Origin of the sequence: Carboxylicivirga litoralis, from assembly GCF_025499605.1 — a bacterium.
Taxonomy (GTDB): domain Bacteria; phylum Bacteroidota; class Bacteroidia; order Bacteroidales; family Marinilabiliaceae; genus Carboxylicivirga; species Carboxylicivirga litoralis.
This window is the reverse complement of sequence record NZ_JAFMVC010000014.1, coordinates 99,598-123,479: the sequence shown is the minus strand read 5'-3', so window position 1 is coordinate 123,479 and position 23,882 is coordinate 99,598. Positions and strand designations below refer to the sequence as shown.

Annotated in this window: 19 protein-coding genes; 7 read left to right on the top strand and 12 right to left on the bottom strand. The window is 39.6% G+C overall.

All coding sequences use genetic code 11. From position 1 onward, the window contains the following. Window positions 1-19 precede the first annotated feature (19 nt). Window positions 20-1,174, top strand: coding sequence for a metallophosphoesterase (locus tag J1N10_RS13830; RefSeq protein ID WP_262327315.1), 1,155 nt, complete (start codon window positions 20-22; stop codon window positions 1,172-1,174). 3 nt (window positions 1,175-1,177) lie between these two features. Here J1N10_RS13830 and J1N10_RS13825 read toward each other — a convergent pair whose 3' ends face one another. Further along, window positions 1,178-1,684 (bottom strand): hypothetical protein, encoded by a 507-nt coding sequence (locus J1N10_RS13825; RefSeq protein ID WP_262327314.1) that lies wholly within the window; start codon window positions 1,682-1,684, stop codon window positions 1,178-1,180. A gap of 279 nt (window positions 1,685-1,963) precedes the next feature. On the opposite strand from J1N10_RS13825, the gene J1N10_RS13820 reads away from it, so the two are divergent. Further along, the gene (locus J1N10_RS13820) at window positions 1,964-4,375 is read left to right on the top strand and encodes a TonB-dependent receptor (protein ID WP_262327313.1); all 2,412 of its coding nucleotides are present in this window, start codon (window positions 1,964-1,966) and stop codon (window positions 4,373-4,375) included. Window positions 4,376-4,716: 341 nt separating this feature from the next. Beyond that, on the top strand, window positions 4,717-6,357 hold the full coding sequence (locus J1N10_RS13815) for a DEAD/DEAH box helicase (RefSeq protein ID WP_262327312.1): 1,641 nt from the start codon (window positions 4,717-4,719) through the stop codon (window positions 6,355-6,357). A gap of 172 nt (window positions 6,358-6,529) precedes the next feature. Here J1N10_RS13815 and J1N10_RS13810 read toward each other — a convergent pair whose 3' ends face one another. From J1N10_RS13810 to J1N10_RS13800, 3 genes are all read right to left on the bottom strand, one after another. Further along, window positions 6,530-7,360: a DUF6599 family protein gene (locus tag J1N10_RS13810; protein WP_262327311.1), complete on the bottom strand. Its 831-nt coding sequence runs from the start codon at window positions 7,358-7,360 to the stop codon at window positions 6,530-6,532. Window positions 7,361-7,425: 65 nt separating this feature from the next. Beyond that, entirely contained in the window at window positions 7,426-8,616 is a 1,191-nt protein-coding gene (locus tag J1N10_RS13805; RefSeq protein ID WP_262327310.1) for an aldo/keto reductase, read from the bottom strand. Window positions 8,617-8,726: 110 nt separating this feature from the next. Further along, entirely contained in the window at window positions 8,727-10,103 is a 1,377-nt protein-coding gene (locus J1N10_RS13800; RefSeq protein WP_262327309.1) for an esterase/lipase family protein, read from the bottom strand. A gap of 196 nt (window positions 10,104-10,299) precedes the next feature. Here J1N10_RS13800 and J1N10_RS13795 point away from each other — a divergent pair, with 196 nt between their 5' ends. From J1N10_RS13795 to J1N10_RS13785, 3 genes are all read left to right on the top strand, one after another. Then, window positions 10,300-11,007 (top strand): SDR family NAD(P)-dependent oxidoreductase, encoded by a 708-nt coding sequence (locus J1N10_RS13795; protein ID WP_262327308.1) that lies wholly within the window; start codon window positions 10,300-10,302, stop codon window positions 11,005-11,007. 51 nt (window positions 11,008-11,058) lie between these two features. Further along, window positions 11,059-12,900 carry an APC family permease gene (locus J1N10_RS13790; RefSeq protein WP_262327307.1) on the top strand — a complete coding sequence of 614 codons (1,842 nt, stop codon included), beginning with the start codon at window positions 11,059-11,061 and terminating at the stop codon, window positions 12,898-12,900. Between the two features lie 571 nt (window positions 12,901-13,471). Continuing rightward, entirely contained in the window at window positions 13,472-15,559 is a 2,088-nt protein-coding gene (locus J1N10_RS13785; RefSeq protein ID WP_262327306.1) for a S9 family peptidase, read from the top strand. Window positions 15,560-15,729: 170 nt separating this feature from the next. Here J1N10_RS13785 and J1N10_RS13780 read toward each other — a convergent pair whose 3' ends face one another. From J1N10_RS13780 to J1N10_RS13765, 4 genes are all read right to left on the bottom strand, one after another. Beyond that, complete coding sequence (locus J1N10_RS13780; RefSeq protein ID WP_262327305.1) at window positions 15,730-16,173, bottom strand: bacteriohemerythrin; 444 nt, start codon at window positions 16,171-16,173, stop codon at window positions 15,730-15,732. Between the two features lie 134 nt (window positions 16,174-16,307). After that, window positions 16,308-16,772, bottom strand: coding sequence for a hypothetical protein (locus tag J1N10_RS13775; protein ID WP_262327304.1), 465 nt, complete (start codon window positions 16,770-16,772; stop codon window positions 16,308-16,310). 16 nt (window positions 16,773-16,788) lie between these two features. Continuing rightward, window positions 16,789-17,172: a hypothetical protein gene (locus J1N10_RS13770; RefSeq protein ID WP_262327303.1), complete on the bottom strand. Its 384-nt coding sequence runs from the start codon at window positions 17,170-17,172 to the stop codon at window positions 16,789-16,791. Window positions 17,173-17,253: 81 nt separating this feature from the next. Continuing rightward, window positions 17,254-18,042, bottom strand: a complete 789-nt coding sequence (locus J1N10_RS13765) for an endonuclease/exonuclease/phosphatase family protein (RefSeq protein WP_262327302.1) — start codon at window positions 18,040-18,042, stop codon at window positions 17,254-17,256. 354 nt (window positions 18,043-18,396) lie between these two features. On the opposite strand from J1N10_RS13765, the gene J1N10_RS13760 reads away from it, so the two are divergent. After that, window positions 18,397-19,155 carry an energy transducer TonB gene (locus tag J1N10_RS13760; RefSeq protein WP_262327301.1) on the top strand — a complete coding sequence of 253 codons (759 nt, stop codon included), beginning with the start codon at window positions 18,397-18,399 and terminating at the stop codon, window positions 19,153-19,155. Window positions 19,156-19,282: 127 nt separating this feature from the next. Here J1N10_RS13760 and J1N10_RS13755 read toward each other — a convergent pair whose 3' ends face one another. The 4 genes from J1N10_RS13755 to J1N10_RS13740 all read right to left on the bottom strand — a co-directional run bounded on the left by J1N10_RS13755 (window position 19,283) and on the right by J1N10_RS13740 (window position 23,879). Then, on the bottom strand, window positions 19,283-20,347 hold the full coding sequence (locus J1N10_RS13755; protein ID WP_262327300.1) for a methyl-accepting chemotaxis protein: 1,065 nt from the start codon (window positions 20,345-20,347) through the stop codon (window positions 19,283-19,285). Window positions 20,348-20,551: 204 nt separating this feature from the next. Continuing rightward, window positions 20,552-21,352, bottom strand: a complete 801-nt coding sequence (locus tag J1N10_RS13750; RefSeq protein WP_262327299.1) for a LytR/AlgR family response regulator transcription factor — start codon at window positions 21,350-21,352, stop codon at window positions 20,552-20,554. A 1-nt stretch (window position 21,353) separates the two neighbouring features. Continuing rightward, window positions 21,354-22,439: a sensor histidine kinase gene (locus tag J1N10_RS13745; RefSeq protein WP_262327298.1), complete on the bottom strand. Its 1,086-nt coding sequence runs from the start codon at window positions 22,437-22,439 to the stop codon at window positions 21,354-21,356. Between the two features lie 87 nt (window positions 22,440-22,526). Further along, window positions 22,527-23,879 (bottom strand): TolC family protein, encoded by a 1,353-nt coding sequence (locus J1N10_RS13740; protein WP_262327297.1) that lies wholly within the window; start codon window positions 23,877-23,879, stop codon window positions 22,527-22,529. Window positions 23,880-23,882 lie beyond the last annotated feature (3 nt).

Here is a 23,882-nt window from a genome sequence, read left to right as displayed (position 1 = left end):
CATAATTTAATTATACAAAATGAAAAACTACGGATTCCTGATTTTTCTGGGCATTATTTTATCAATACACTTTCTCGTCAATTACTACATCTATAACCGAGGAATACAATGGCTTGAAACAATACCATCGTTAAAGACAGCTTTTCGCATTTTAATGCTGGTACTGGTTATTGCCTACCCTGCCGGACGATTCCTGGAACGTCTCTGGTATTCACCTCTATCAAACACTCTTCATTGGATTGGTGCATTTTGGTTTGCAGGCATGTTGTATTTTACTCTGCTAATATTCGCTACAGATATCGTTCGAATTCTAAATCATTTTTTGCATTTCCTGCCCAACAGAGGAACGGAAGTGTATTCGAAACTAAAGTTAATAACAGGAATTGGCATTGCTTCTTTAGGAGCCTTAATCATATTAGGAGGTTTTATTAATGCCTGGACGACAAAAATTAGTCAGCACAACATTACCATTAACAAAGCAGTTGAAGGCAGAAAACAACTTAAGATTGTTGCCGCATCTGACATACACCTGGGTACAATTATTGGCCCACGAAAAACCAATAAACTAGTTGAAACCATCAACTCTCTTAAGCCAGATATCATCCTCTTTGCCGGCGATGTAGTCGATGAAGATGTGGGGCCAGTCATTCAACAAAACCTGGGTGAAAGCCTAAAAAAACTTGATGCTCCAATGGGTGTTTACGCCTCTACAGGTAACCATGAATACATTGGTGGTGCCGAGCGCTCGGTAAAATACCTGGAAGAACACGGAGTAAATGTCATTCGAGATACTTCAATTCTGATCAACAAGCAGTTTTACATTGTGGGACGAGAAGACAGAGATAAAGCACGAGGTACAGGTTCGAGAAAAGAGATTGCAGACATACTTTTGTCTATTGATAAATCCAAGCCTCTTATTATGCTTGACCATCAACCTTATAACCTGGAAATAGCTCAACAAAATGGCATTGACCTGCAAATTTCAGGACACACACATCATGGTCAACTATGGCCATTTGGCTATATAACTCAACGCATTTTTGAAGTAAGCCGCGGCTATTTAAAAAAAGGCAACAGTCATTTTATAGTCAGCACTGGATTTGGCACCTGGGGACCACCAGTAAGAACCGGCAACCGGCCTGAGATATTAGAAATCAACCTTCGCTTTGAGTAAAGGCTAGTCAACGGAACTGGTTAGAGTAGAGTTGATAATACTCTGCTCTAACTCACCAGCATTTATCAGTTTACTTATCTCTTTTAACTCCTTGGTCATTTTTAGTTTGTTCGATGAATTGGAGCAATACCCAACAACACCCTCAAGAGCAGCCACCTGCAGTTCCCTCATTTTTAATTCCCCTTCTTCATCAAGGTCGTTCATGGCATAAAAGACAATATACATTTCCTGCAAATCTTCATCTTCTTCAAATACATTCTTCAACATTACATCTTGCGTATTTTTAGCTTCAACCCACTGCTTAACAAATTGCGTTGCTACCTCTCTTTGTTTATCTTTTTTATCGTACCGAACAGCTGTTAAATAACAACAACATTGCATTGCCGCTTCGGCAGCTTCTTCATACTGAGTTTCATCTTCAATATCAATGGCATTTACATAGGAAAAGTCCTGTGCTTTTGCTAAAAAACAAGTCATCATTAAAAACAGACTCAGGTAATAATTTTTCATTATCCTTAATTAAAATTAAATAATTGTGTAATTATTAGATAAATACGCAAACATGGATAAACGTTTGATTTATTTTGACAAGTACACTTAAACATATGACTAAAGAAATTATCGTTTAGACTAAACATGTAACAACAATTAAATTAGACAGATATACAAAACCTGTTTTTCATAACATGGCCAACCTGATAAACATCAAATTATTACTCTCAGAAAAGCCTATATTTGCATGATATTTGTTGTAAAAGCCGTCGAAATTTAAACCCATCGGACAGAGAAATGAACCATTCTTTACTAGTTTTATTATTTACTTCCTTTTCATATATCGCCTTATCACAAACAGCCCAGGTCAGAGATAAACATACTCAACAGCCGCTCGAATTGGTAACTATTATCTCGGCATCGTCGCAAATCAACACCATAACAAATATGAAAGGCCAAAGCGACTTGAGTGAGTTTGCCGGTTTGAATGAAATTGTTTTTCGACTAATTGGCTACGAAACAATTACAATGAGCTACGACGAATTGAAGGCAATAGACTTTAAAGTTTACATGGAACAAAGTGAGCTATCATTAGATGAAGTAGTAGTATCGGCAACCAGATGGAAACAAGGCCGACGCGAAACACCAGCCAAAATATCCGTTTTAAAACCCAGGGAAGTCAATTTCTCTAATCCGCAAACAGCTGCCGACCTAATAGAATTAACCGGTGACGTGTATGTCCAAAAAAGCCAGATGGGTGGGGGAAGCCCAATGATACGAGGGTTTGCGACTAACCGCGTTTTAATCACAGTGGACGGCGTTCGTATGAACAATGCAATTTTCCGCAGTGGAAATATTCAAAATATCATATCGCTCGATCCTTTTGCTACAAACCGAGCTGAAGTGATTTTCGGACCTGGCTCAGTTATTTATGGTAGTGATGCGATTGGCGGCGTCATGGGCTTTTACACCTTCGAACCCATCCAATCGCATGAAGATAAAAACCTGATTAAAGGGAACGCATTAACACGCTATTCTTCGGCCAATAACGAAAAGACAGGTCATTTCGACTTTAACCTGGGCTTTGACAAACTAGCTTCTTTTACGTCTATCACGTACTCCGACTTTGGTGATTTGAAAATGGGAAGCAATGGCCCCGATGATTATCTGCGACCAGATTATGTGAAAAGAGTCGACAATGAAGATATAATTGTTACTAATAGTGATAATAAAAAGCAAGTTCCAACGGCCTACAGCCAAATAAACCTGATGCAGAAATTTAAATACATGCCCAACGACAAATGGCAGTTTAACTATGGGCTGCATTACTCCGAATCGTCTGATGTACCACGTTACGACAGGCTTATCATGTACGATAGCGATGATGCATTAAAATACGGCGATTGGTATTATGGCCCACAAAAGTGGATGATGAATAATTTGAACATTCAGCATTCTGCATCAAACAACTTTTTCGACCATTTACAAATAATTGCCGCACATCAATTTTTCGAGGAAAGCCGCCACAATCGCAAGTTAAATCAGGAATCAATAAAAAGACGAACAGAAAAAGTAAATGCGTTCAGTTTTAACTTCGACTTTGAGAAACAATGGAAAAATAACGACAAACTATTCTATGGTTTAGAGTTTATTGGCAATAAAATTGGTTCGAAAGGGCTATCTGAAAACTTATTAGATGGTACAACTGAAGATGCAGCATCCCGTTATCCTGATGATTCTAGATGGTTTTCTATGGCCGTCTATAGTTCGTATCTTAAACATATAAATGCAAAAACCAATCTTCAGGCTGGCTTGCGCTATAATTACATCATGCTGAATGCCGATTTTGATAATACTTTCTATGATTTCACGTTTACAAACGCTGACATCAACACAGGAGCGCTAACCGGAAGTCTAGGATTAATACACAATCCAACTGAAAACTGGCAATTAAGCAGCTCTGTCTCAACCGGATTCAGAGCACCCAATATCGATGATGTTGGTAAAGTATTTGACTCTGAGCCAGGAGCTGTGGTTGTGCCTAATCCTGATTTAAAACCCGAATATGCCATTAACGGTGAGCTGGGTGCAGCGGTTGTGGTTGCTAAAAAATGGAAGTTTGACATGGCTGCCTATTATACACACTTAACCAATGCAATGGTTCGTCGCGACTATCAACTTGATGGAGAAGAGTACATTCTGTACGATGGTGAATTAAGCCAGGTACAAGCGATTCAAAATGCCGCCAATGCTTACGTTTATGGTGTTCAGCTTGGTGTAGAATACAAATGGAGAAATGGATTTAGCGCATCGTCGCGTTTTAACTACCAAAAAGGAGAAGAAGAGTTGGAAGATGGCTCCTACTCACCTCTTCGCCATGCAGCTCCATGGTTTGGAACCACGCACTTTAGCTACGAAATGAAGAAAATGAAAGTGGACCTTTATGCTCACTACAATGGCGAAATGGCTTTTGAAGACTTACCAGAATCAGAACATGGTAAAGGTTATATGTATGCCTCTGATGCTAATGGTAATCCTTATTCGCCTGGCTGGACAACTTTAAACCTTAAAGCACAATACGCCTTAACGGATGCAACCATCATTACTGCTGGTGTTGATAACATTACAAATGAATGCTATAAAACCTACTCATCTGGTATTGCAGCACCAGGACGTAATTTTATCGTTTCGTTGAAAGTGGCTTTATAAATATTTTTCGTTTGGGGTGCGGGGTTTTGAGTTCCTTGTTTTGAGTTTTGGTTGTTGGATTTCACACATAGCGATTTACTTTTTAACAGTTCGACATTTCCACAGTTTGTCTATATATCCGTTTGTCAATTCTATAGTTCGTCGATTCAATAACGTTAATTAATCACAAAATATCGCTGCAACAAGTATCAATAATACCAATTATCCAAAAATCGGTCTATCTTTGCGCCTCAGTAAAAATAAGGACCACTCCGGTCACTTTCGGTAGCACAGTCGTAGCATAATTGCTTTATTGGGTAACAGCTGCAAGAACGTGGAAGCGGGTGGATAAAAAGCAGATTATGCAGACATTTAAAGAAACAGGACTTCCTGAGGAAATCCTAAGTGCTATTGGTGAGCTTGGTTACGAAACACCAACACCGATTCAGAGCAAAACTATTCCTGAAATTTTAAATTACGGAAATGACCTGATTGCCCTTGCGCAAACAGGAACCGGTAAAACAGGCGCTTTTGGCTTACCTGTTATTCCGCAAATTGAGCGTGAATCGAAAAACGTGCAGGCCCTTATATTGTGCCCCACACGAGAGCTTTGTCTTCAGATTACCAAGGACCTGAAAGACTATTCTAAAAACTACCGTGATTTATATATCACGCCGGTTTATGGTGGTGCCGAAATTCGCACACAAATTAAATCGTTAAAGCGCGGTACGCACATTGTTGTGGGTACACCAGGTCGAATGAATGACCTGATTAACCGCAAAGCCATCGAGCTGGGTGAAGTACGCTGGTTGATTTTAGATGAAGCCGACGAAATGCTTAATATGGGTTTTAAAGATGACCTGGAAAGCATTATGGCACAGACGCCTGAATGGCGCCAGACATTATTGTTCTCAGCGACTATGCCACAAGAGATTGCACGTATGTCGAAAAATTACATGCAAGATCCTGTAGAGATTAGTGTAGGTAAGAAAAACCAGGGAGCAGAAAAAGTGGATCACCATTATTATATGGTGCAAGCACACGACCGTTATCGTGCTTTAAAACGCATTGTTGATGTCACACCTGATGTGTATGGTATAATTTTCTGTCGCACGCGCCAGGAAACCAAAGATATTGCCGATAAATTAATGGCCGATGGTTATAATGCCGATGCATTGCATGGTGACTTGTCTCAGGCACAGCGTGATTTGGTGATGCACCGATTTCGCAAAAAGCACCTGCAGCTATTGGTAGCCACCGATGTAGCGGCCCGTGGTATTGATGTTAATGATCTAACACACGTTATCAATTATAATCTACCAGATGACATCGAGGTGTATATCCACCGTAGTGGACGTACAGGGCGTGCTGGTAAAGAAGGTGTGTCGGTGTCGATTATTCATTCGCGCGAAATGCACCGAATCAAAGCCATTGAAAAGATTGCCAAGAAAGCATTTGAACGTAAAATGGTGCCTAAAGCCGATGAAATTTGTGAAAAACAGCTATTCCACTTTTTAGAGCGCGTTGGACAAACAGAGTTGGAAGAGTCATCGCCGGTAAATGCCGTCTTGCCCGCCGTGTACGAAAAACTGGCTGAAATGGATAAAGAGCAGTTAATCAAGCAATTTGTAGCTGCCGAGTTCAACCGTTTCATGGAGTACTATAAAGATGCGCCAGACCTAAACATTTACAAGGAAGAAAGCGGTAAAAAAGGCCGTCGCGACCGTGGTAATGTGAAGTTCAGCCGTTTATTCTTAAACATTGGTAAGACCGACAAACTAACTTCGGGTGAAGTTATCGGCCTTATTAACAACAATATGAAAGGTGTTACGGTTAAGATTGGTAAAATCGAGTTATTACGTAATTTCTCTTTTATTGAAGTAGATAAAGAATACGAGCAGGAGGTGATTGGCAAATTAAACAAAGCCAAGCTTAAAGGTAAAAAAGTGAGCCTGGAAGTGGCTTCACCAAAACCGGCAAGAAGGAAAAATAAAAGAAGATAAAGGATAATAATCCATATAAAAAAGCCGTTTAGATAAACTTAACGGCTTTTTTTAGAAATTTTAAAATACCACAAAGGCACGAAGAACACTAAGGACCTCTTAGTTTGCTTCGTGCCTTTGTGGTTAAAAAATAATGCTCACAAAAGATAAATTTGATTTATAGCATCCCTTTCTACATTTTTTCCAGTAAGCTAATAAATGCTTCAGGATTCTTAGCATCCAAAATACCACTGATCATTCCTTTTTTATAAGATAAGCTCACTTTTCCCAAATATGGATCATCAAAAGTATAGGTCTTTTCCTTCAACTTCTTCTTGTAATCTAAGCGCTTAAAATATTTCTCCATTATCATGCGACACGTTTCATCGTTTTCTTTGTAAACAAATAGACGAAAAGTCTCATCTGCCAGCTCATAATTAACCGTACAAACACCGTTGAAGCCAGATAAACCCATAAAATTCTCGGGCATATAACGTTCGCTTAGATTCACTCGTCCTTGCGCTGGAAAACGATTAAATAAATCGGGCAAACCACAACCTGAACAAATGGAGTCAGCCACCTTATTGGCAAAAGCCAAGATAGCAACTTCCGGCACCTCGGGGCGACCATTGTATACCTTCACGTAATAATCATTGGCCAAAAAGAAGATAGCGCCACTCTCAAGAAAACCCTGTGCACCAATCGGCAGCACCTCAGTAGTTTGCGGCCGCTCTTCAGTGTAAATACCAAATGCCTGCAATGCACTACTATGACGATACAACTCAAGGGTTAAAAGTTGTCCGGCCTGGTTTTTATAATCGACCACCCACAAATCCTGAAAGGCATAGCCCAGGTAAAAATCAGAGGCTCCATTGATATAATCATACAGGTTATCCTGCGAGTAAAATTGCTTCTCCCCTTCAATGGTCCAGCCCTCAATGGCGGTAAATTTATCGGGATAATTTTGCGCTAAAACGCTACCGCTAATGAAAAAAAGTAGTACTAATAATCTATTGATTTGCATATTTAATCTTTATTGATTCTCAATTCTAATAACCTATTGACCTGGCAACCTAATGATCTTTTAACCTAAACAATAAAATCATCTGGTACGTCCATTAATCGACTAATACTTTGCACTTTTTCTCCAACGGCAAAGTTCTTAACACAGGTTACAGTGCATTCATTACAATCAGAACACGGGTCATTACCCAAACCTAAGTCAGCCAATAATGTTTTGGCTTTCCCCATTTCACGATATCCATAAGTATACATATACGAGCGCATTAACTCAGGTATTGGCAAATCATTCTGGCACTGACCATCGCACTGATTACAGGCATTGCAATACAATCCGGCGTAATCGCGCGCCATCTCCAGGTCCTTCTGCTCATCCTTTGTGAGCTTCATTTTTTCCATCAAACTCCAGGATTCTTCTAACTGGTCAATGGTAGTAAAGCTAGGAATACAGGTACATACATGCTCGTTTTGCATCGCCCATTTAAACGCTGCTCTGGTATTCACCGGCTTTGTCTTATCCTTATCTAAGAAGCCACCAGCCATTATTTTCATCGCAACAAAACCGATGCCTTGTGCAGCCCCTTCTTCAATGGCTTTATTGAGCTCTTCAACATGATCCTGCTTAAAATTATAGGCTGTCAGCACCACATCATAAATCCCGGCTTCAATGGCAGCACGAATCACTTCCGGCTCATTCTTATGTGTTGAAACTCCTAACCACTTGCACTTACCCTGTTCTTTGGCCTTTTTTACAGCTTTAATAACTTCGGGGTGCAACACAGCTTGTCTGGATGATACAGCATGAACATACAATAAATCAACTGATTTAACTTGCAGGCGTTCTAAACTGATGTCAAACATCTTCAGAAAATTCTCGGCTGTGCAACCATCACCAACGAGGCCTGTCTGACGATCCATATCATCGGGCACTACTTTGGTAACGGTAAATAACTGGCTTAAATCCTGACCTTTTAAGGCTTCGCCCAGCATTTCCTCATTTTTACCTTTCTGGTAAACATGAGCAGTATCAAAGTGCTTAACACCCTTTGTTAATCCGGCTTTTACCATGGCAGCATCTTTCATTGCTCCCATACTCACAATGGGCAGTTTAACGCCAGTCCGGCCTAATGTACGGTATATGACCTTGTTGTTTTTCTTCGATTTGGCTTCAACTGTTTGAGGCAGTAAAGTAGCTCCGGCCAATCCGGCAGCAGTCATTTTTAAGAAATGACGACGGTTGTTTTTGTTTGTTTGATTCATGACAATGGGTTTTGTAAAGGATGATGTAAGGTAAGAAAATTAGCCTTGAGTCCGAACTACAAAACCCCTTGTCTGAGGTATTTATAAAGATTCTTGATAATAACCTGCTCTTACAAATGCTCGCCGGATGGCTTCTCTTTTTTGAAATTTACAGGGGTACCGCCAGCCTTACCAAAACGAAATACGTTCTTATCCACAAAACGATGCATCACAATATTGATATAAATGGTTTGATTAGGCTGTAACACATCTTCGGCTTTAATACCGTCGGAACGAAATTCGGCTGCGGCATAGTAAGAAAACCCTTTATCGGGTCGAGCCACCACACGAATTCCGAACTGTCCATCTTTGATGTTTTTCATTTTATTGGCATCAACATAATACACCAATCGGCTGGTTAGGTCATTCATCTGCTTATCTTTCAGAAATCCTGATGGCAAATGATGCGGCTGATATTGCTTACCCGCCAATAAAAACAAGTCGTAATCGTCCTTATTGATGGATACGCCTGTATCGTCGCACACATTAAAGACCAACATACAATAGCGGTCTTTATCTTTTTGATGATTCGAGGTAATACCTGACAGGTATTGCTCACAAGCTGAATATTGATTGGCATCCTCAACCAACAAACACTTTACAATATCACCAACCAGCTCGCCCGAATCATCGGCTTGAATACTCTGCATAATACCCATCTTTTTACCCACATGGCTGTATTGAGGATAGACTCCTAAGGGAATACGAGGCGATATCTGAATGCTTTCACCTTTCATTGCACAGGTAAGCGGACGATTGCGCAGCTTCTCGTTTTTATCTTGTTTAAGCGTAATAAAACGGTAATTCATATTAGCACCTGCCACACGAATAACACCATCAGAACCCGACTCTATCAGGTAACTATTTAAAAAATCGTAGAATTGGTTATCTATCCCCTGTCCTGTCAATACAAACGGATAGAAGTTTTTTCCTTCATAATTATAATCGAGGTACTGGCTGTTTAAGTCCCATTGTCCTTCACTACCAAGGCTCAACCAATTCAACACACCTACACCCGGTTCAACACCACTCACCCAGGCTTTGATGCGACCAACGCGCGCTTTACCAAGCTTGGCCAACGACGAACCATGATTGGCAGGCGCCAGCATCACCAAATGCTTTAAAGGCAGTTGTGACAAGCCATTTCTACCATAATACTTATTGACCCAATAGCGCACCACTGGACCTCCTGTCGAGTGGGTAATGCACGAAAATGGCGCTATGTGACCTTCTGAATTTCCAGGTAAATCAATCAACGCCCGTTCTAGCGCTCGAGCAATATCATCCATCGTTACTTCATCGTGAAAACTAATGTAGCGCCCCAGAAAAACATGTTGTATATCAACGCTTACCTGATGCTCAGTCAATTGTTGAACAATGGCTTGCGGCAACTCTCCGTACGAGTCGGTATTGGTGGTTCCCCAACCATGAATAAAAAGTAGTTTCATAGATTAGATTTTGACCTAAAAATAGGAAAAGTATCGTTTAATATTAACTAAATATTAGACAACATAGTGAATTGTTACAAGATAGATTCAGCTTATGCCCTATTCATCAATCGACCTATTTACCTCATCTTTCCATTTGATTTAACCATCTGGATAGTCGATATTGTTATATATAAAAACTTAAAAAAAGAAACACATGCATATTCTTATAACAGGCACCAGTTCGGGGATTGGCCACGGTTTGGCTCAAGAGTACCTGGCCAGAGGTGCCAAAGTGTGGGGCATCAGTCGTCGCCGTGCCGATGATTTGGTAAACGAACCCAATTATCATCATATCCAGCTGGATTTAACAAATCACAAAGCTATTGAAGAACAACTTCCTGGTTTTATCTGTGATAGCAAGCGCTTTGATATGGTCATTTTAAATGCCGGTGTTTTGGGCCCGGTTAGATGGATGAGTGAAGTCAATGCGGAAGCCATGCAGCAAGTGATGGATATCAATGTATGGTCCAACAAGGTCTTGCTCGACCTTCTCTTTACCCTAAAAAAAGACATCCGCCAGGTAGTGGGTATGTCAACCAAAGCATCACTGCGTAGCACTCCCGGCTGGGGACCTTATGCTGTTTCAAAGGCTGCCCTCAACATGCTGATGAATGTGTATGCCCAAGAACATAGCGAAACACATTTTATAGCATTTGCACCAGGCCTGGTCGATAGTGAGATTCAGGAAACCATATGGAATATTAAAGAAACAGACAAATACCCGGCTGTTGAGCGCTTGCAACAAGCCCGCTATACCGAAGACATGCCTGACTCACGCGCCGCAGCTGCAAAGCTGATATGGGGAATGGAGAAAGCACGGGAGTTGGAAAGCGGCTCATTTACTGATGTACGTGATATGTAAGCTTGAAGAAATGAATGCTAGCTAAACCAATAAAATAAATAAAAAATAGCTATGACCAGAAAAGTTAAACGGCAATTAAGTCTGATCGAGGTAATCAGTGTCTCCTCAGGTGTGATGATAAGCTCTGGCTTATTTATTTTACCTGCTATTGCCTATGCTCAAGCTGGTCCGGCCATGATACTATCCTATCTCATTGCCAGCCTGATGATTGTTCCAACAGTACTGGCTAAATCAGAACTGGTAACAGCCATGCCCGTCACAGGCGGCATTTATATATTTGCCGATCGCAGTATGGGGCCACTCATGGGTACTATTGGTGGATTAACCGCCTGGATATCGTTAGCTTTTAAATCGGCTTTCTCTTTATTGGCAATGGGCATTTTTGTAATTCTGCTAAAGCCGGATATCACAGAAATACAAATGAAAATTATCAGTGTGAGCTGGTGTCTTATTTTTACAGTACTCAATATAAAAGGGGTCAAGTTCTCAGGGCGCTTTCAAACCATCTCAGTCCTTATTTTATTCTTTATCCTACTGCTTTATATCATTGTTGGCGCTTTTTATGTGGAGACAAGCAGATTGACTCCTTTTGCACCTGAAGGAGCTGATTCTATTTTTATGACTGCCGGGCTTATTTTTATTGCTTTCTCCGGCACTACTAAAGTAACTGCCATTGCAGGCGAAGTTAAAAATCCGGGACGCAACCTGCCCATTGGCATCTTTTCATCATGGGGCATTGTTTCAGTTTTATATGTCGCTGTTGTATTTATCACAGTAGGTATCCTTCATCCCGACGAGTTAAGTTCTACTTTCACCCCCATATCCATTGGAGGAGAAACCATTATGGGGAAGTTTGGCATCACGATAATGACACTCGGAGCCGTACTTGCCTTTATTTCAACCGGTAATGCCGGCTTACTGGCAGCTTCACGCAATCCCCTGGCCATGGGTAAAGATGAACTACTCCCCAATCTATTCACCCGATTAACTAAACAGGGAACACCAGCAATTGCCATCCTTTGCACATCAGCCATCATGATTGTGGTTATCCTGTTTCTTGATATTGAAACATTTGTCAAAACAGCGTCAGCCCTAAAACTCGTTCTGTTTATCATAGCCAATGTAGCTTTGATTTTTATGCGCGAAGCCAATATTAACCACTATCGCCCAAAATATATTGCTCCTTTTTATCCCTGGGCGCAAATAATTGGCATTATATCTTATATTTTTCTCCTTATAGAGATGGGAACAATGCCTTTATTATTAGTCGTTATCTTTATTTCCTGTGGTGCAGCCTGGTACTTTATATATGCACATGGACGCATTAAAAGAGAATACGCCTTATTACATTTGATTGAACGCATAACAGGCATTAAAAAAACGGATAAATTACTTGAAGAAGAACTCAGAGAAATTCTGGTTGAAAGAGATGGAACAACGCACAAATGGTTTGGAAAACTAATACTAAAACAGGAAATAACTGAGTTAAAAGACATCCTGTATCCTGATGAATTTGCGAAAACGGCATCAAAGTATTTAGCAGAAAAACTTAGTCTTAACCCACAAACGCTTTCAAAACGTGTGCTTGAGAAAATAGACTATCCTGAGTGTGTTGCAACAGATGGTGTTGCTTGTCTTTCTATCCCTGTTAAAGGACACAGGAAGTTTAGATTGCAAATTTACAAGTCACATGAAGGCATACAGGTCAAACACTCAAACCCCATACATGCCCTGTTTGTTATTTGTTATTCTAAAGACGAATGGAATTTACATCTTCATACCTTATCCAGACTTATTAAGGCCAGCAGTGCTACTAACTTCAAACAAGAGTGGCTACAAGCATCAGGTAACAAACAACTTATAAAACTATTACTAAAGCAAGACTTAAAATAATAAAGAAAATCCCTCTTACTGATATAAATCGGCCATCTCCCCTGAAATTCAGCTACTCTTTATACGCTTTATTGTAAAATAGAATATAGTATTAACGGTATCAATGTGTTATCGCCGAAAATACACCTCTCCTCAATCCTCTCCTGAAGGAGAGGAAGTGCTAATCGGGGAAGAGCAATGCATTAAAAAAGAGGCTATTGCCTTTCAAAGTGCAGTCTCCTTCTCCTTCAGGAGAAGGTCGGGATGAGGTGATTAATTTTTGTATAATGCATTAAACACATGAATATTGAACAATAATACAGGTAAAGGGTAGTGAAATTCAGGGGAGAAAAAAGCTGACCCCGAGGCAAGCCTCAGGGAATCATATTGATTGAACCCGATATTTGGTGTCGTACTGATGAAATGAGAAACCCTCAAACCTCAAAACAGAACCGACATCTGAAAACCTGGAACCAGAAACTGGAAACATCGCCTTTCCTGACAAAACTCAAATCTTAATAACAAATAACTTCTTAACTTAGTCGGAACGAAAACGCAACAAATAAACAGTTCATACATAAATCATTTTATCATGAGACAAATTGCTTTTATAGCAGCTATTGCCTTTCTGTTAGGCGCTTGTTCTGTGCCTAAAAAAACAGAAAAAGAAGGGACTTTCACAAATCGTAATTTAAAGGTTGACAGTGAAATAATGACACCCGAAGTACTTTGGTCATTTGGTCGTGTAGGCAGCGTGGCCGTTTCGCCCGATGGTGAGACAGTGGCATTCACCATTTCATACACCAAAATTGAAGAGAACAAAACTTACTCCGACATTTATACCATGCCGACGGCCGGTGGTGAGTTTACACAAATCACATCAACCAAAGGTGGTGAATTTGAAGTAAGCTGGCGTCCTGACGGAGCAAAAATCACTTACCTTTCAGCCGCTTCAGGCGATGTTCAGCTATGGGAAATGAACCCGGATGGAACACAAAACAAACAAGTCACCAAGGTTGAAGGTGGCATTGAATGTTATAAGTATTCGCCAACCATGGATAAACTGGTTTATTTAAAAAGCGTAAAGCTGGATAAAACCATTCACGACCTCCATCCTGACTTAAAGTATGCCGATGCCCGCATTGAAGATGATTTGATGTATCGTCATTGGGATCATTGGGTTGACCCAACATATACACATGTATTCTACATCAAATATGCCAATGGCGCTACCGTTGGTAAAGGCACTGATATTATGGAAGGAGAGCGTTATCATTCACCCAACAAACCCTGGGGTGGCATGGAGCAAATCAACTTTTCGCCAGATGGAAAAAACATTGCCTATACAAGCAAGAAAAAGGTGGGTATGGAATCTGCTTTCTCTACCAACAGCGACATATATGTATACAATATTGCTGAAGCCACTACTAAGAACTTTACTGAAGGGATGATGGGTTATGATATTGCGCCTGTTTATTCGCCTGATGGAAAGTATATGGCCTGGGAAAGCATGGAGCGCGATGGCTACGAAGCCGACCAGAACCGCTTATTCATCATGAATCTGGCAACTGGTGATAAAAAAGATTATACAGCTGATTTCGACCAGAATGTACATGGCTTAACCTGGACACCAGACAGCAAACACATCTACTTCACCAGCGAAGACAAAGGTTCCAATGAAATCTTCCGCTTCGACATGGCTGATGAGAGCATTTCGCAAGTAACGGATGGTATTCATAACTACAACTCGGTAGCTGTTGCTGCCAATGGGCTGATTGCGACGCAAACATCGATGAAGCACCCCACGGAAATCATTAATGTGAATGCAGAAACAGGTGAAGGCACTAACATCTCAAAAGTAAATGAGCCATTGTTGAGCCAATTGAAGATGGGTGATGTTGAGAAACGCTGGATTAAAACAACCGATAATAAAGACATGCTGGTATGGGTGATTTATCCACCTAACTTCGATAAGAACAAGAAATATCCTGCTTTATTATATTGTGGTGGTGGTCCTCAAAGCATGGTGAGCCAGTTCTGGAGCCTGCGCTGGAATTTCCAGATGATGGCCGCCAACGATTACATTATTGTAGCGCCTAACCGAAGAGGATTACCTGGTTTTGGTCAGGAGTGGAACGAACAGATTAGTGGCGACTATGGTGGTCAGAACATGAAAGATTATTTCTCGGCTATTGATGCTGTTGCCAAAGAGCCTTTTATAGATGAAAATCGCCTTGGAGCAGCCGGTGCCAGCTATGGTGGTTATTCTGTTTACTGGTTGGCCGGTAATCACAACAAGCGCTTTAAAGCCTTTATCTCACACTGTGGCATCTTCAACTTTGAGCAAATGTACAGCACAACTGAAGAAATGTTCTTTGTTGACTGGGATTACAAAGGCAACTACTGGGATAAGAGCAATAAAACAGCCATGCGTAGTTACGCTAATTCACCTCATAACTTTGTTAAAAACTGGGATACACCAATGTTGGTGATTCACGGTGCTAAAGATTTCCGTATTCCTTACACACAAGGTATGGGAGCATACAACACAGCTAAAATGGTGGGTGTACCAGCCCGTTTCTTATATTTCCCAGAAGAAAACCACTGGGTGCTTTCTTGTCATAATGGTATATTGTGGCAACGCGAATTCTTCCGATGGTTAGATACATATTTAAAGTAAATATCAGACGAAAGATATAAGATTAAAGACTTAAGATGAACCCGTTGACATGATTGTGTTAGCGGGTTTTCATTTTAAGAAGAACTGAAAATTTGTTGATTCGCTGATACGTTGAACTAAGGAATTGATAAACTGAGAACAGAAAACACGAAACAAATTAACTTCTCAACTTATAAAGTATCTTCCTGGATATCGTAGCAAAAGGCTTCAATATTTACATTGTGGTCGTCAACAAATCGCTTTATGCGAATATCTTCTACAGTGGTGTGTTCAATAAACCACTCAACTAAAAACTGATGGAAACTATCAAAACCGGCATGATTCAACTTTTTAATCCGAAATGTTTCAAGCAATTCGTTATGACGCCAGTGGTGCTCCTCGTAGTCAGGGTAGCGAATGGCCTTCATCAGATTTTCTTCGCTGGTAAAATGAAAACGAGCATACAACTCTATCTCATCGATAATTCCTTGCAGAACCTCTTCACTCCTGCCTTTATTAAGGGCCAGCTTCAATGAGTTAACCAAGCGGAGAAACAATTTATGCTCTAAATCAATTCTTGCAACACCTATCTGGTACTTTGCTTTCCAACATATAGCACTCTGTTCGGTTATCATAGTCGTATCCGTTAAATTAGCAATTCGTAATTTACTGAATATAAATGAATTTAATCACATCATCATTAACAAAACCAGTACTACCCACAAATAGTACTGGATGCATCACATACAAACAATAATACTATAAGCTGTTAAAATGCATATCCCAAACCTATTCCCACTCCTAAAATCCCTGCTTTAACTCTAAAAATAAATCCTCCTTCTGGCTTTTGGTACCTGTAACCAAAATCAAGCAATGGCAGCAAAAATAATTCATTCTGCTCATAATCATTCCCAACAAATACTCCTCCGTTTATCTCAAAATGCCGATTCCCTTTACCACTTAACATGGTAACAGCACCTAATCCTCCCGGACCTCCAGTGGCCATAATAACACCTGCAGCTCCAACACCTCCCCTGCCATACCAGCTAAGTTTTTCACCCGAATGTATTTGAATTTCCATATTTAAAGATGCCTGACCAGCCATGTGCCCACCAAAATCTGCATAGAGATTAATCTTATTTAAAGTCCCACCCCCTTTATTTTGAGCATTTAATACACTATACGACACTAGCGAAAACAAAACTAATGCCAGCATTACCTTAATTGTTTTCATGACAGTCATCATTAAGCTATAATAATTTTCGACCTACCCAGAATCCAATAACCGCAGCTATTATAGAACAAAGAATTCCAACACCAAGCATCATCCATACCATAGGTGAACGCGTCCAGAAAGGGACTTCAATAAACAGTGAACTAATGATGTGAAATTGACATAGCAGAGGCACATACCAAAAACTTGAAGGATAGCGTTTACATATCATATAGCAAGCTCCGGTAAAGAACAAAACCAGCAAAAACGACACAACAAACAGAAAAATATTGGAACTATTTTTGGCGCCTGTTTCATCGAACAGTAAGGCTAAAAATATCCACGACACCATATTAGTCATCAACGCCAAGCCCCAGGCAGGAATGCCCGCCAATAATGATTTCTTAGATTTTGCACCCATACTATTAAATTTAGTGCATAATTGTAGTGGGCGCAATGGCTTATTCCAATAAATATCAGCTAGTTATTAATAGAAAAGCACTTAATAAATTATTTCTAATGCAGCCACTAATGGACGATGATCTGACACAATGGGTTCATTTAGTAAGTAGCACTCTTTCACCTTAACCTGTAAGTTCGCTGCATTGCGATAAATAACATGGTCAATCTCGGCTTTTCCTTCTCCCTGAAAGCTTAAATTATCTTCTCCTTTATCAACCAACACAAAGCCTTGCTCTGCAAAATACTGCATGGTCGGCGATTGTGAGGTACAATTAAAATCTCCTGCTATTACAACGGCTTTATCAGTAGTATTAATATAACGCATTAAAGCCCTGGCCTGACTTAAACGACTTTTCACACCCTCTTCACTTTCCAGCCAATCGAAATGCACATTGACGAAAACAATCGTACAAGCTTTCGCTATTTCCACCTCATGAACAATAGCAGAACGAGGCTCGTGAAGACCATTGGGCAATTGCAACACTTTAGTTGAAAGCAATGGTTTGGACGATAAAGTAGCCATTCCGTATTCTCCTCCATCAAAGTCCATAAACTTACCAAATGTCCCGGTCATTGAAGTATATTGCGCTAAGTAGTTGGTTTGATTAACACTATCCGAACGACGACAGTAACTATCCACTTCTTGCAAAGCACATAAATGAGGAGCCTCTGATTTTATAACCTGACCTGAACGCGATAAATCCAACTCATTATCCAGCCCTTCGCCATGGCGAATATTGTAGGACATTATTTTAAGGCCGATGCTTTGTTGACACCCAACAAGACTTATTAGGCACAGTACAGATAGAGTAACAATAACGGTTTTCATATCCTTTTCGTATTAATATGTAAAAGTTATTACAAAACTAACAAAAGCAGCACTATTCTATACGTTTATTAAAGTCGCTCATAAAACTTCTATTAAGCTCCTCTCTTCACCATTGTTTTGTAATTAGACAGTTTAACTGATGAAACATCACCGACAACAAAGAAATAAATTCTTGCCCAAAAGTTGTTATATAAGCAAAATCGTTCAATATCGAACAATCAACTGTTCATTTCGGCACGCTTCTACCTAATTAAAATCATGCCAAACTAACCTACAACTTATTTTACTGATTTTTAATACTTGTGGCTTGAATATTGGGCAATCTGCAAACATTAACCATTTAAACATTATACCATGAAAAAATTAAGTTATGCATTGGTGCTATTGATGTTTACAGTTAGCATAGTAGCACAGGAATCAACGATGAAGCAGAAATTTATTGAAGAAACCCGTATTGAAGCACCAGTATTTATTGGCGTTGTTGATTCTGACAAAACCTCACAACAAACGTTCTCGCAACATTTGCAACAAGAGCTTGCTTACCTTTCTGAATTAGATTACCTGTACGATGAAGGAGTTGTTGCTGTTGATTTTATTGTGGAAAAAGATGGTTCAGTCTCTAATTTGAGCATTAGCAACTCGGTATCGAAAACTATCGACGAGGCAGTGTTGCGTGTTATTAGCCAAAGTAACCATATGTGGCAGGCCGGTAAAATAAATGGAGCAACAAGCAGTATGGATAAAACGGTGTTTGTGAAGTTTGACATTCCGGGCAATGACAGTCATAACGAACTGGCAGCTAATTATCTTCAAATTGCGATCAAACAACTATATGCCATTAATACCATTGAAAGCAAATACGTGAATGAAGACAAAATACTGCGTAAATCACAACGCAAAACCAATAGTGCCGAAAATTATTTATTAAAAGCCGAACAATATAAGCCAAATGATTTGTCAATCACTTTCTGGCAGGCCCGTACTTATGAACTACAGGGTAAAAACGATTTAAAACAACAGATGCTGGATAAATATCTGGAATTGACACGACACGATGTTATTGAAAAATCGCTTACAGATGATGTTTTATTTGCCGTTATTACTTTAGATTGATGCGAATATGTTCACAACAAAGAGGAAAGGGTACTAATAGTAGTGCCCTTTAATTTTACTATCCTACCTAATTTTAAAGTACAACCAATGAACAAAAAAATGCCAAATAATCAGGGATTCTATTAATCTAATCTGCCGTTTTGTATAAATCCATGGTGGCATTCAATTCGATCATATGGTTTGAAAACGAGCGGAAAGTGGAATTAATATTTTCAACCGTTTTATTGAGATCATCAATAACTGTCATCATTTGATACCCTTCTTCCATGTTTGTTTGAGAAGCATATTCAATTGTTGCAAAAACTTCCTTAAAAGCTTTATTCTGCGCTAAATTTTCATCAAACTGCCTACTTATCATACTATTTACCTCTTCGGTTTTCATAAGCTCATCATTCAGCGCATTAAAAATAGTTTCAATCTCACCAACAGATGATGAAATCCTAACTGACAAATCTCTCACTTCATTGGCCACCACAGAAAAGCTTCGCCCGTGAACCCCTGCTTTAGCAGCCTCAATACCCGCATTTAGCGCTAGCAAATTAGTTTGAATAGCTATTTCCTTAATCAATAAAACAATTTGATTAATCTCCTCGGCATGCTGATTTAGTTTTTGAACTGTTTTCGTAAAACTTTCAATATTACTAGAGGTTGATTGAAGGTTGACTGTGGTTTCTCTTAGATAATTTTTACTGGTTGTTATCTTATCCTGAATGGTTTTACTTTGCTGGTTAGCATTATAGACAGACGAAGTTACTTGTTCAAGCGTTTTATTTAATTGCTCTATGGATCCCTCATTCCCTGAGATATTACCTGCTGTTCCTGATATGACTTTTATTTCACTCACAAATTCATTCAGACGCTTAAATGCCACATTAAAGCCTGCAGCAATATCGCCTACAGCATCATTACTTTCTATTCCGATCCTTTGAGAAATGTCTCGCTCCGATATACTGGCCGCTACCGATGATATCTTTAGCAACTGTTTTATTAAAATACTTTTTACAAACCAAAAACTAACTACCCCTACTATAATACCGGCCATAATACAGCCAACCAAAAAATAAGGAAAGAAACCATCCTTCCATTCAACAAAAAAATTGGCATATACCGGAAAAATAAATCCCATTGCAATGCCAAATCCCATCATATAAATAAATAGCTTACGCAGAATACTCTTATTACCTTTTTTCATAGAACTAATTTTCCTCTAGTAAAATAACGAATAAGCACCAAGGAAAGCAAGAGTCTACATTTAAGTACATTACATATCTAAATCACTATCAATTTCTTTTAAATGAAGCACTAAAAAATTTATACCAAATTACAATAGGAAAACAATTTTACTCTGCAATGCCTATGAAAACCCCCTAACAATTAGAAAATATTAATTGTCAAATCAATGATTCATCCAGTCTTTAAAAGCGCCTGCTTTGGCCCGGCTTATCATTATTTTATCATGCAGGTTATTCACCAATTTAACGACTAGTTTGCCACTAAAATAGCTCTCAAACTTATCGATAGCCTCCACATTAACAATGGTCTGGCGGTTGCTTCGGAAAAACATTTCAGGGTCAAGTTCTTCCTCCAACTTATCAAGTGAAGTACTTAATATATGTTGGCGCCCTTCATAGGTAACAGCAAAAGTAACGCGTGCATCAAAATAGAAATAAGCAATATCTTCGACTCCCAGCTTAAAAAAAGCTTCACGCTTAGAGATAAGGAAACGCTTGCGGTAACCGCCTTGTGTTTTAGCTATCGAACGAGCTAGCTCCTGGTAATCAATATCAGCTGTTTTTTTCTTTTCTTCTTCCTCGGTTACTTTTGAAATTATCTCAATGGCTGATTCAAACTTACTGATTGAGCGCTCTAGATCTTCTTCTTTAGTTGGTTTTAAAAGGTAGTCGATACTATTGAGATTAAAAGCTTTGAGTGCATACTCATTATAAGCAGTCGTAAATATAATACCACTTTCATTAACTTCTACCTGGTCAAAAATGGAAAAACAGTTACCATCGGCCAGTTCAATATCGAGAAATATTATGTGGGGATGCTCATTATTTTTAAGCCATTCGACCGTCTCACTCACACTTTGAAGCATAGTCAGGATCTTCCAATCCGGCCGCAAATCAGTAATCATATCACGAAGCATTTCGCCACTATGAATCTCGTCCTCAACAATAATAGCATTAATATCCATATCAATCGATATTTTCGGTTTTCTCTTTAATCTGCTTAATTAATGGCAACTCCACCCTAAACTCCTTATCGGAATGTTCAATCACAATTTCTTTATCAGTCAATAACTCATAGCGCTTGCGTAAGTTACTCAAACCAGTGTTAGTCGAGTAAGTAGTTGACTTAGGGTTGATGGAGTTCCAGACCACTAAATAATCATCTTTGGTATATATCTTAATAGTCAATGGTGAATTTTTTGTAGCAACATTGTGCTTCACCGCATTTTCAATTAACAGTTGCATGCTCAGTGGCGGCAACTGCCAATCATAATATTTTTTGTCGACATCAAACTCTGATACTAAACCTTCGCGTAAACGCTCTTTATGCAAGGCTCCAAAGGCTTTCATAAAATTGATTTCTTCCGATAGCTTGATGGAACTATGTTTATTGCTTTGCAACACATAGCGATACACATCGGAGAAGTTGATGGCAAAACGAATGGCAGCCTCTTTGTCCTGTCGAATGATGGCAATTAAGGTACTAAGGTTGTTAAAGAGGAAGTGTGGGTTTACCTGGTCTTGCAATGCCCGGTAATCCTGCTTGAGTTTATCTTGTTGCAGCCGCTCATTCTCAATCATAAACACACTTAGGCTCTGATGGTAATTATAGGCAAAAAGGATGACCACATAAATAGTCACAAACAACATTGCTATTACAATAGCCACGTTGTAGGCCATATCCGTTAATGGTTTTTCATCTTCAAGCCAGGGTTTAATAACATGTGCCATTGAAGTGGCTATATAAAACCAAACAGCCGAAAAAACAGATAAAAAAAGAATTCTACCTTTAGTATGTGTGTGCCAGGGATGTCTGCAGGCAATGATTTTGTTAAAAGCAAAAATACCTTCAGCAATAAAAAAGAACAGCCACAAGGAAAAAATTAATCCTTTCCATTGAAATGGTTCCTCGGCAAACAAGGTGTATGTAATTAAAAAATAGAATACACCTCCCATTGTAAATTCAAACAGCAATCGTGTTTTGTAATTCACAAACAGAATAGGCCCACCTTTTATAAACTTATCATTGTAACAGGCATCAAATTTCTTCATAACTGATTGTTTACCTCTCGTAATAACGTGCTAAAGGTAATGACTCCTTTTAACTTTTTAAAACGAGCCATTACCTGTTGAGAAACACTATTGATTGTTGTTATTGGCCAAATCAACATTTAGTTGACCAATGCCTTTATAATAAGCTGTTTTTGCCACTTCATAAGTTGCCAGGGCATTTAACAAACCTGCCTGAGCCGATAACCACGAGGCTTGTGCATTTAGCACATCGGTGGTGGTGTTTAAACCTGCCTCAAAGCTGGCAGTAACCTCTTCTAACGACTCAATGGCTTCATCTTTACTTTTCTTGGCAATCTGAATGGCTTCAAACGATTCATTCACCTGGATGATATATTGTTGCACCTCCAACTGGATTAATTCCCGTGTGTCGTCCAATTGCAGTTGAGCCTGCTGCACTCTATATCGTGCCGCATCTTTCTTGTGCTTTTTCTCGCGCCAATGTACCAAAGGAATAGTTAACTGTGCCGATAATTGTGTCATGGTTTGTCCATCAACCAAATCAGGCACTTCTGTATAACCATAGCTAACTTGCCCTCCCAGTTGTGGACGGTAAGCGCCCATGGCAGTTTTCTTCTGTAATTCTGTAATTGCTACCTGCCCATCCAGCATCTTTAATTCACTGCGATTAGTCAAAGCTAAGTCTACACTGTTAGCCATTAGTATCAACTGTGGATCCGTATTAAGCGAATCGCTCACATCAACATTGGTATTGAGGTCAAGCCCAACTATCTGGCACAAGTTCATCTTCATGATCTTCAGAGCATTCTCGGCCTTCATCAATTGTAATTGCGCTTCGTTTTTTTGCACCGTCACAATTAATTGCTCACTTCGTGGCGTAAGCCCTAACTCGTACATATCCTTCATTTGCTGCTCCAGTGAATCCAGCATTTCATAGTATTTATTGGCTACCTTTAGCTGCTCCCTAAAAGCCACCAAATTCCAGTAGGCATTATCCGTATTATATACTACCTGGTCTGTTTCGAGCTGATACTGTTGCTGTGCTATCTCCACACCTTTATCGGCCATTTGATTTGTATAACGTATCTGACCTCCCATATATATTGGTACTTGCATAGCCACCTGACCATTATAGTACTTCATATCATTCATACTCAGCGCTGGCAAGCCCACCAAATCACCCGTTGGATTACCCGATGCGTCAACAACGGGCAAACCTGCAGGAAGTGTCATGTCCATATCCGGCAAGTACATCGCGGTAGCAGAACCGTCTATGTTAGGCAAGTAAGCTGTTCGTGCTTCTTTACGTTGAGCTTCTGCTTCATTGTATTTTAAATGAGCCGACTTTAACGTTTTGTTATACTCCAAGGCCATCTGACGGCTGTCGGAAAGCGAAAGTTGCTGTTGTGCTGATGCCCCCATGCCAATCAATAAGCCCAGTGTTATTATATAGTGTTTCATTTC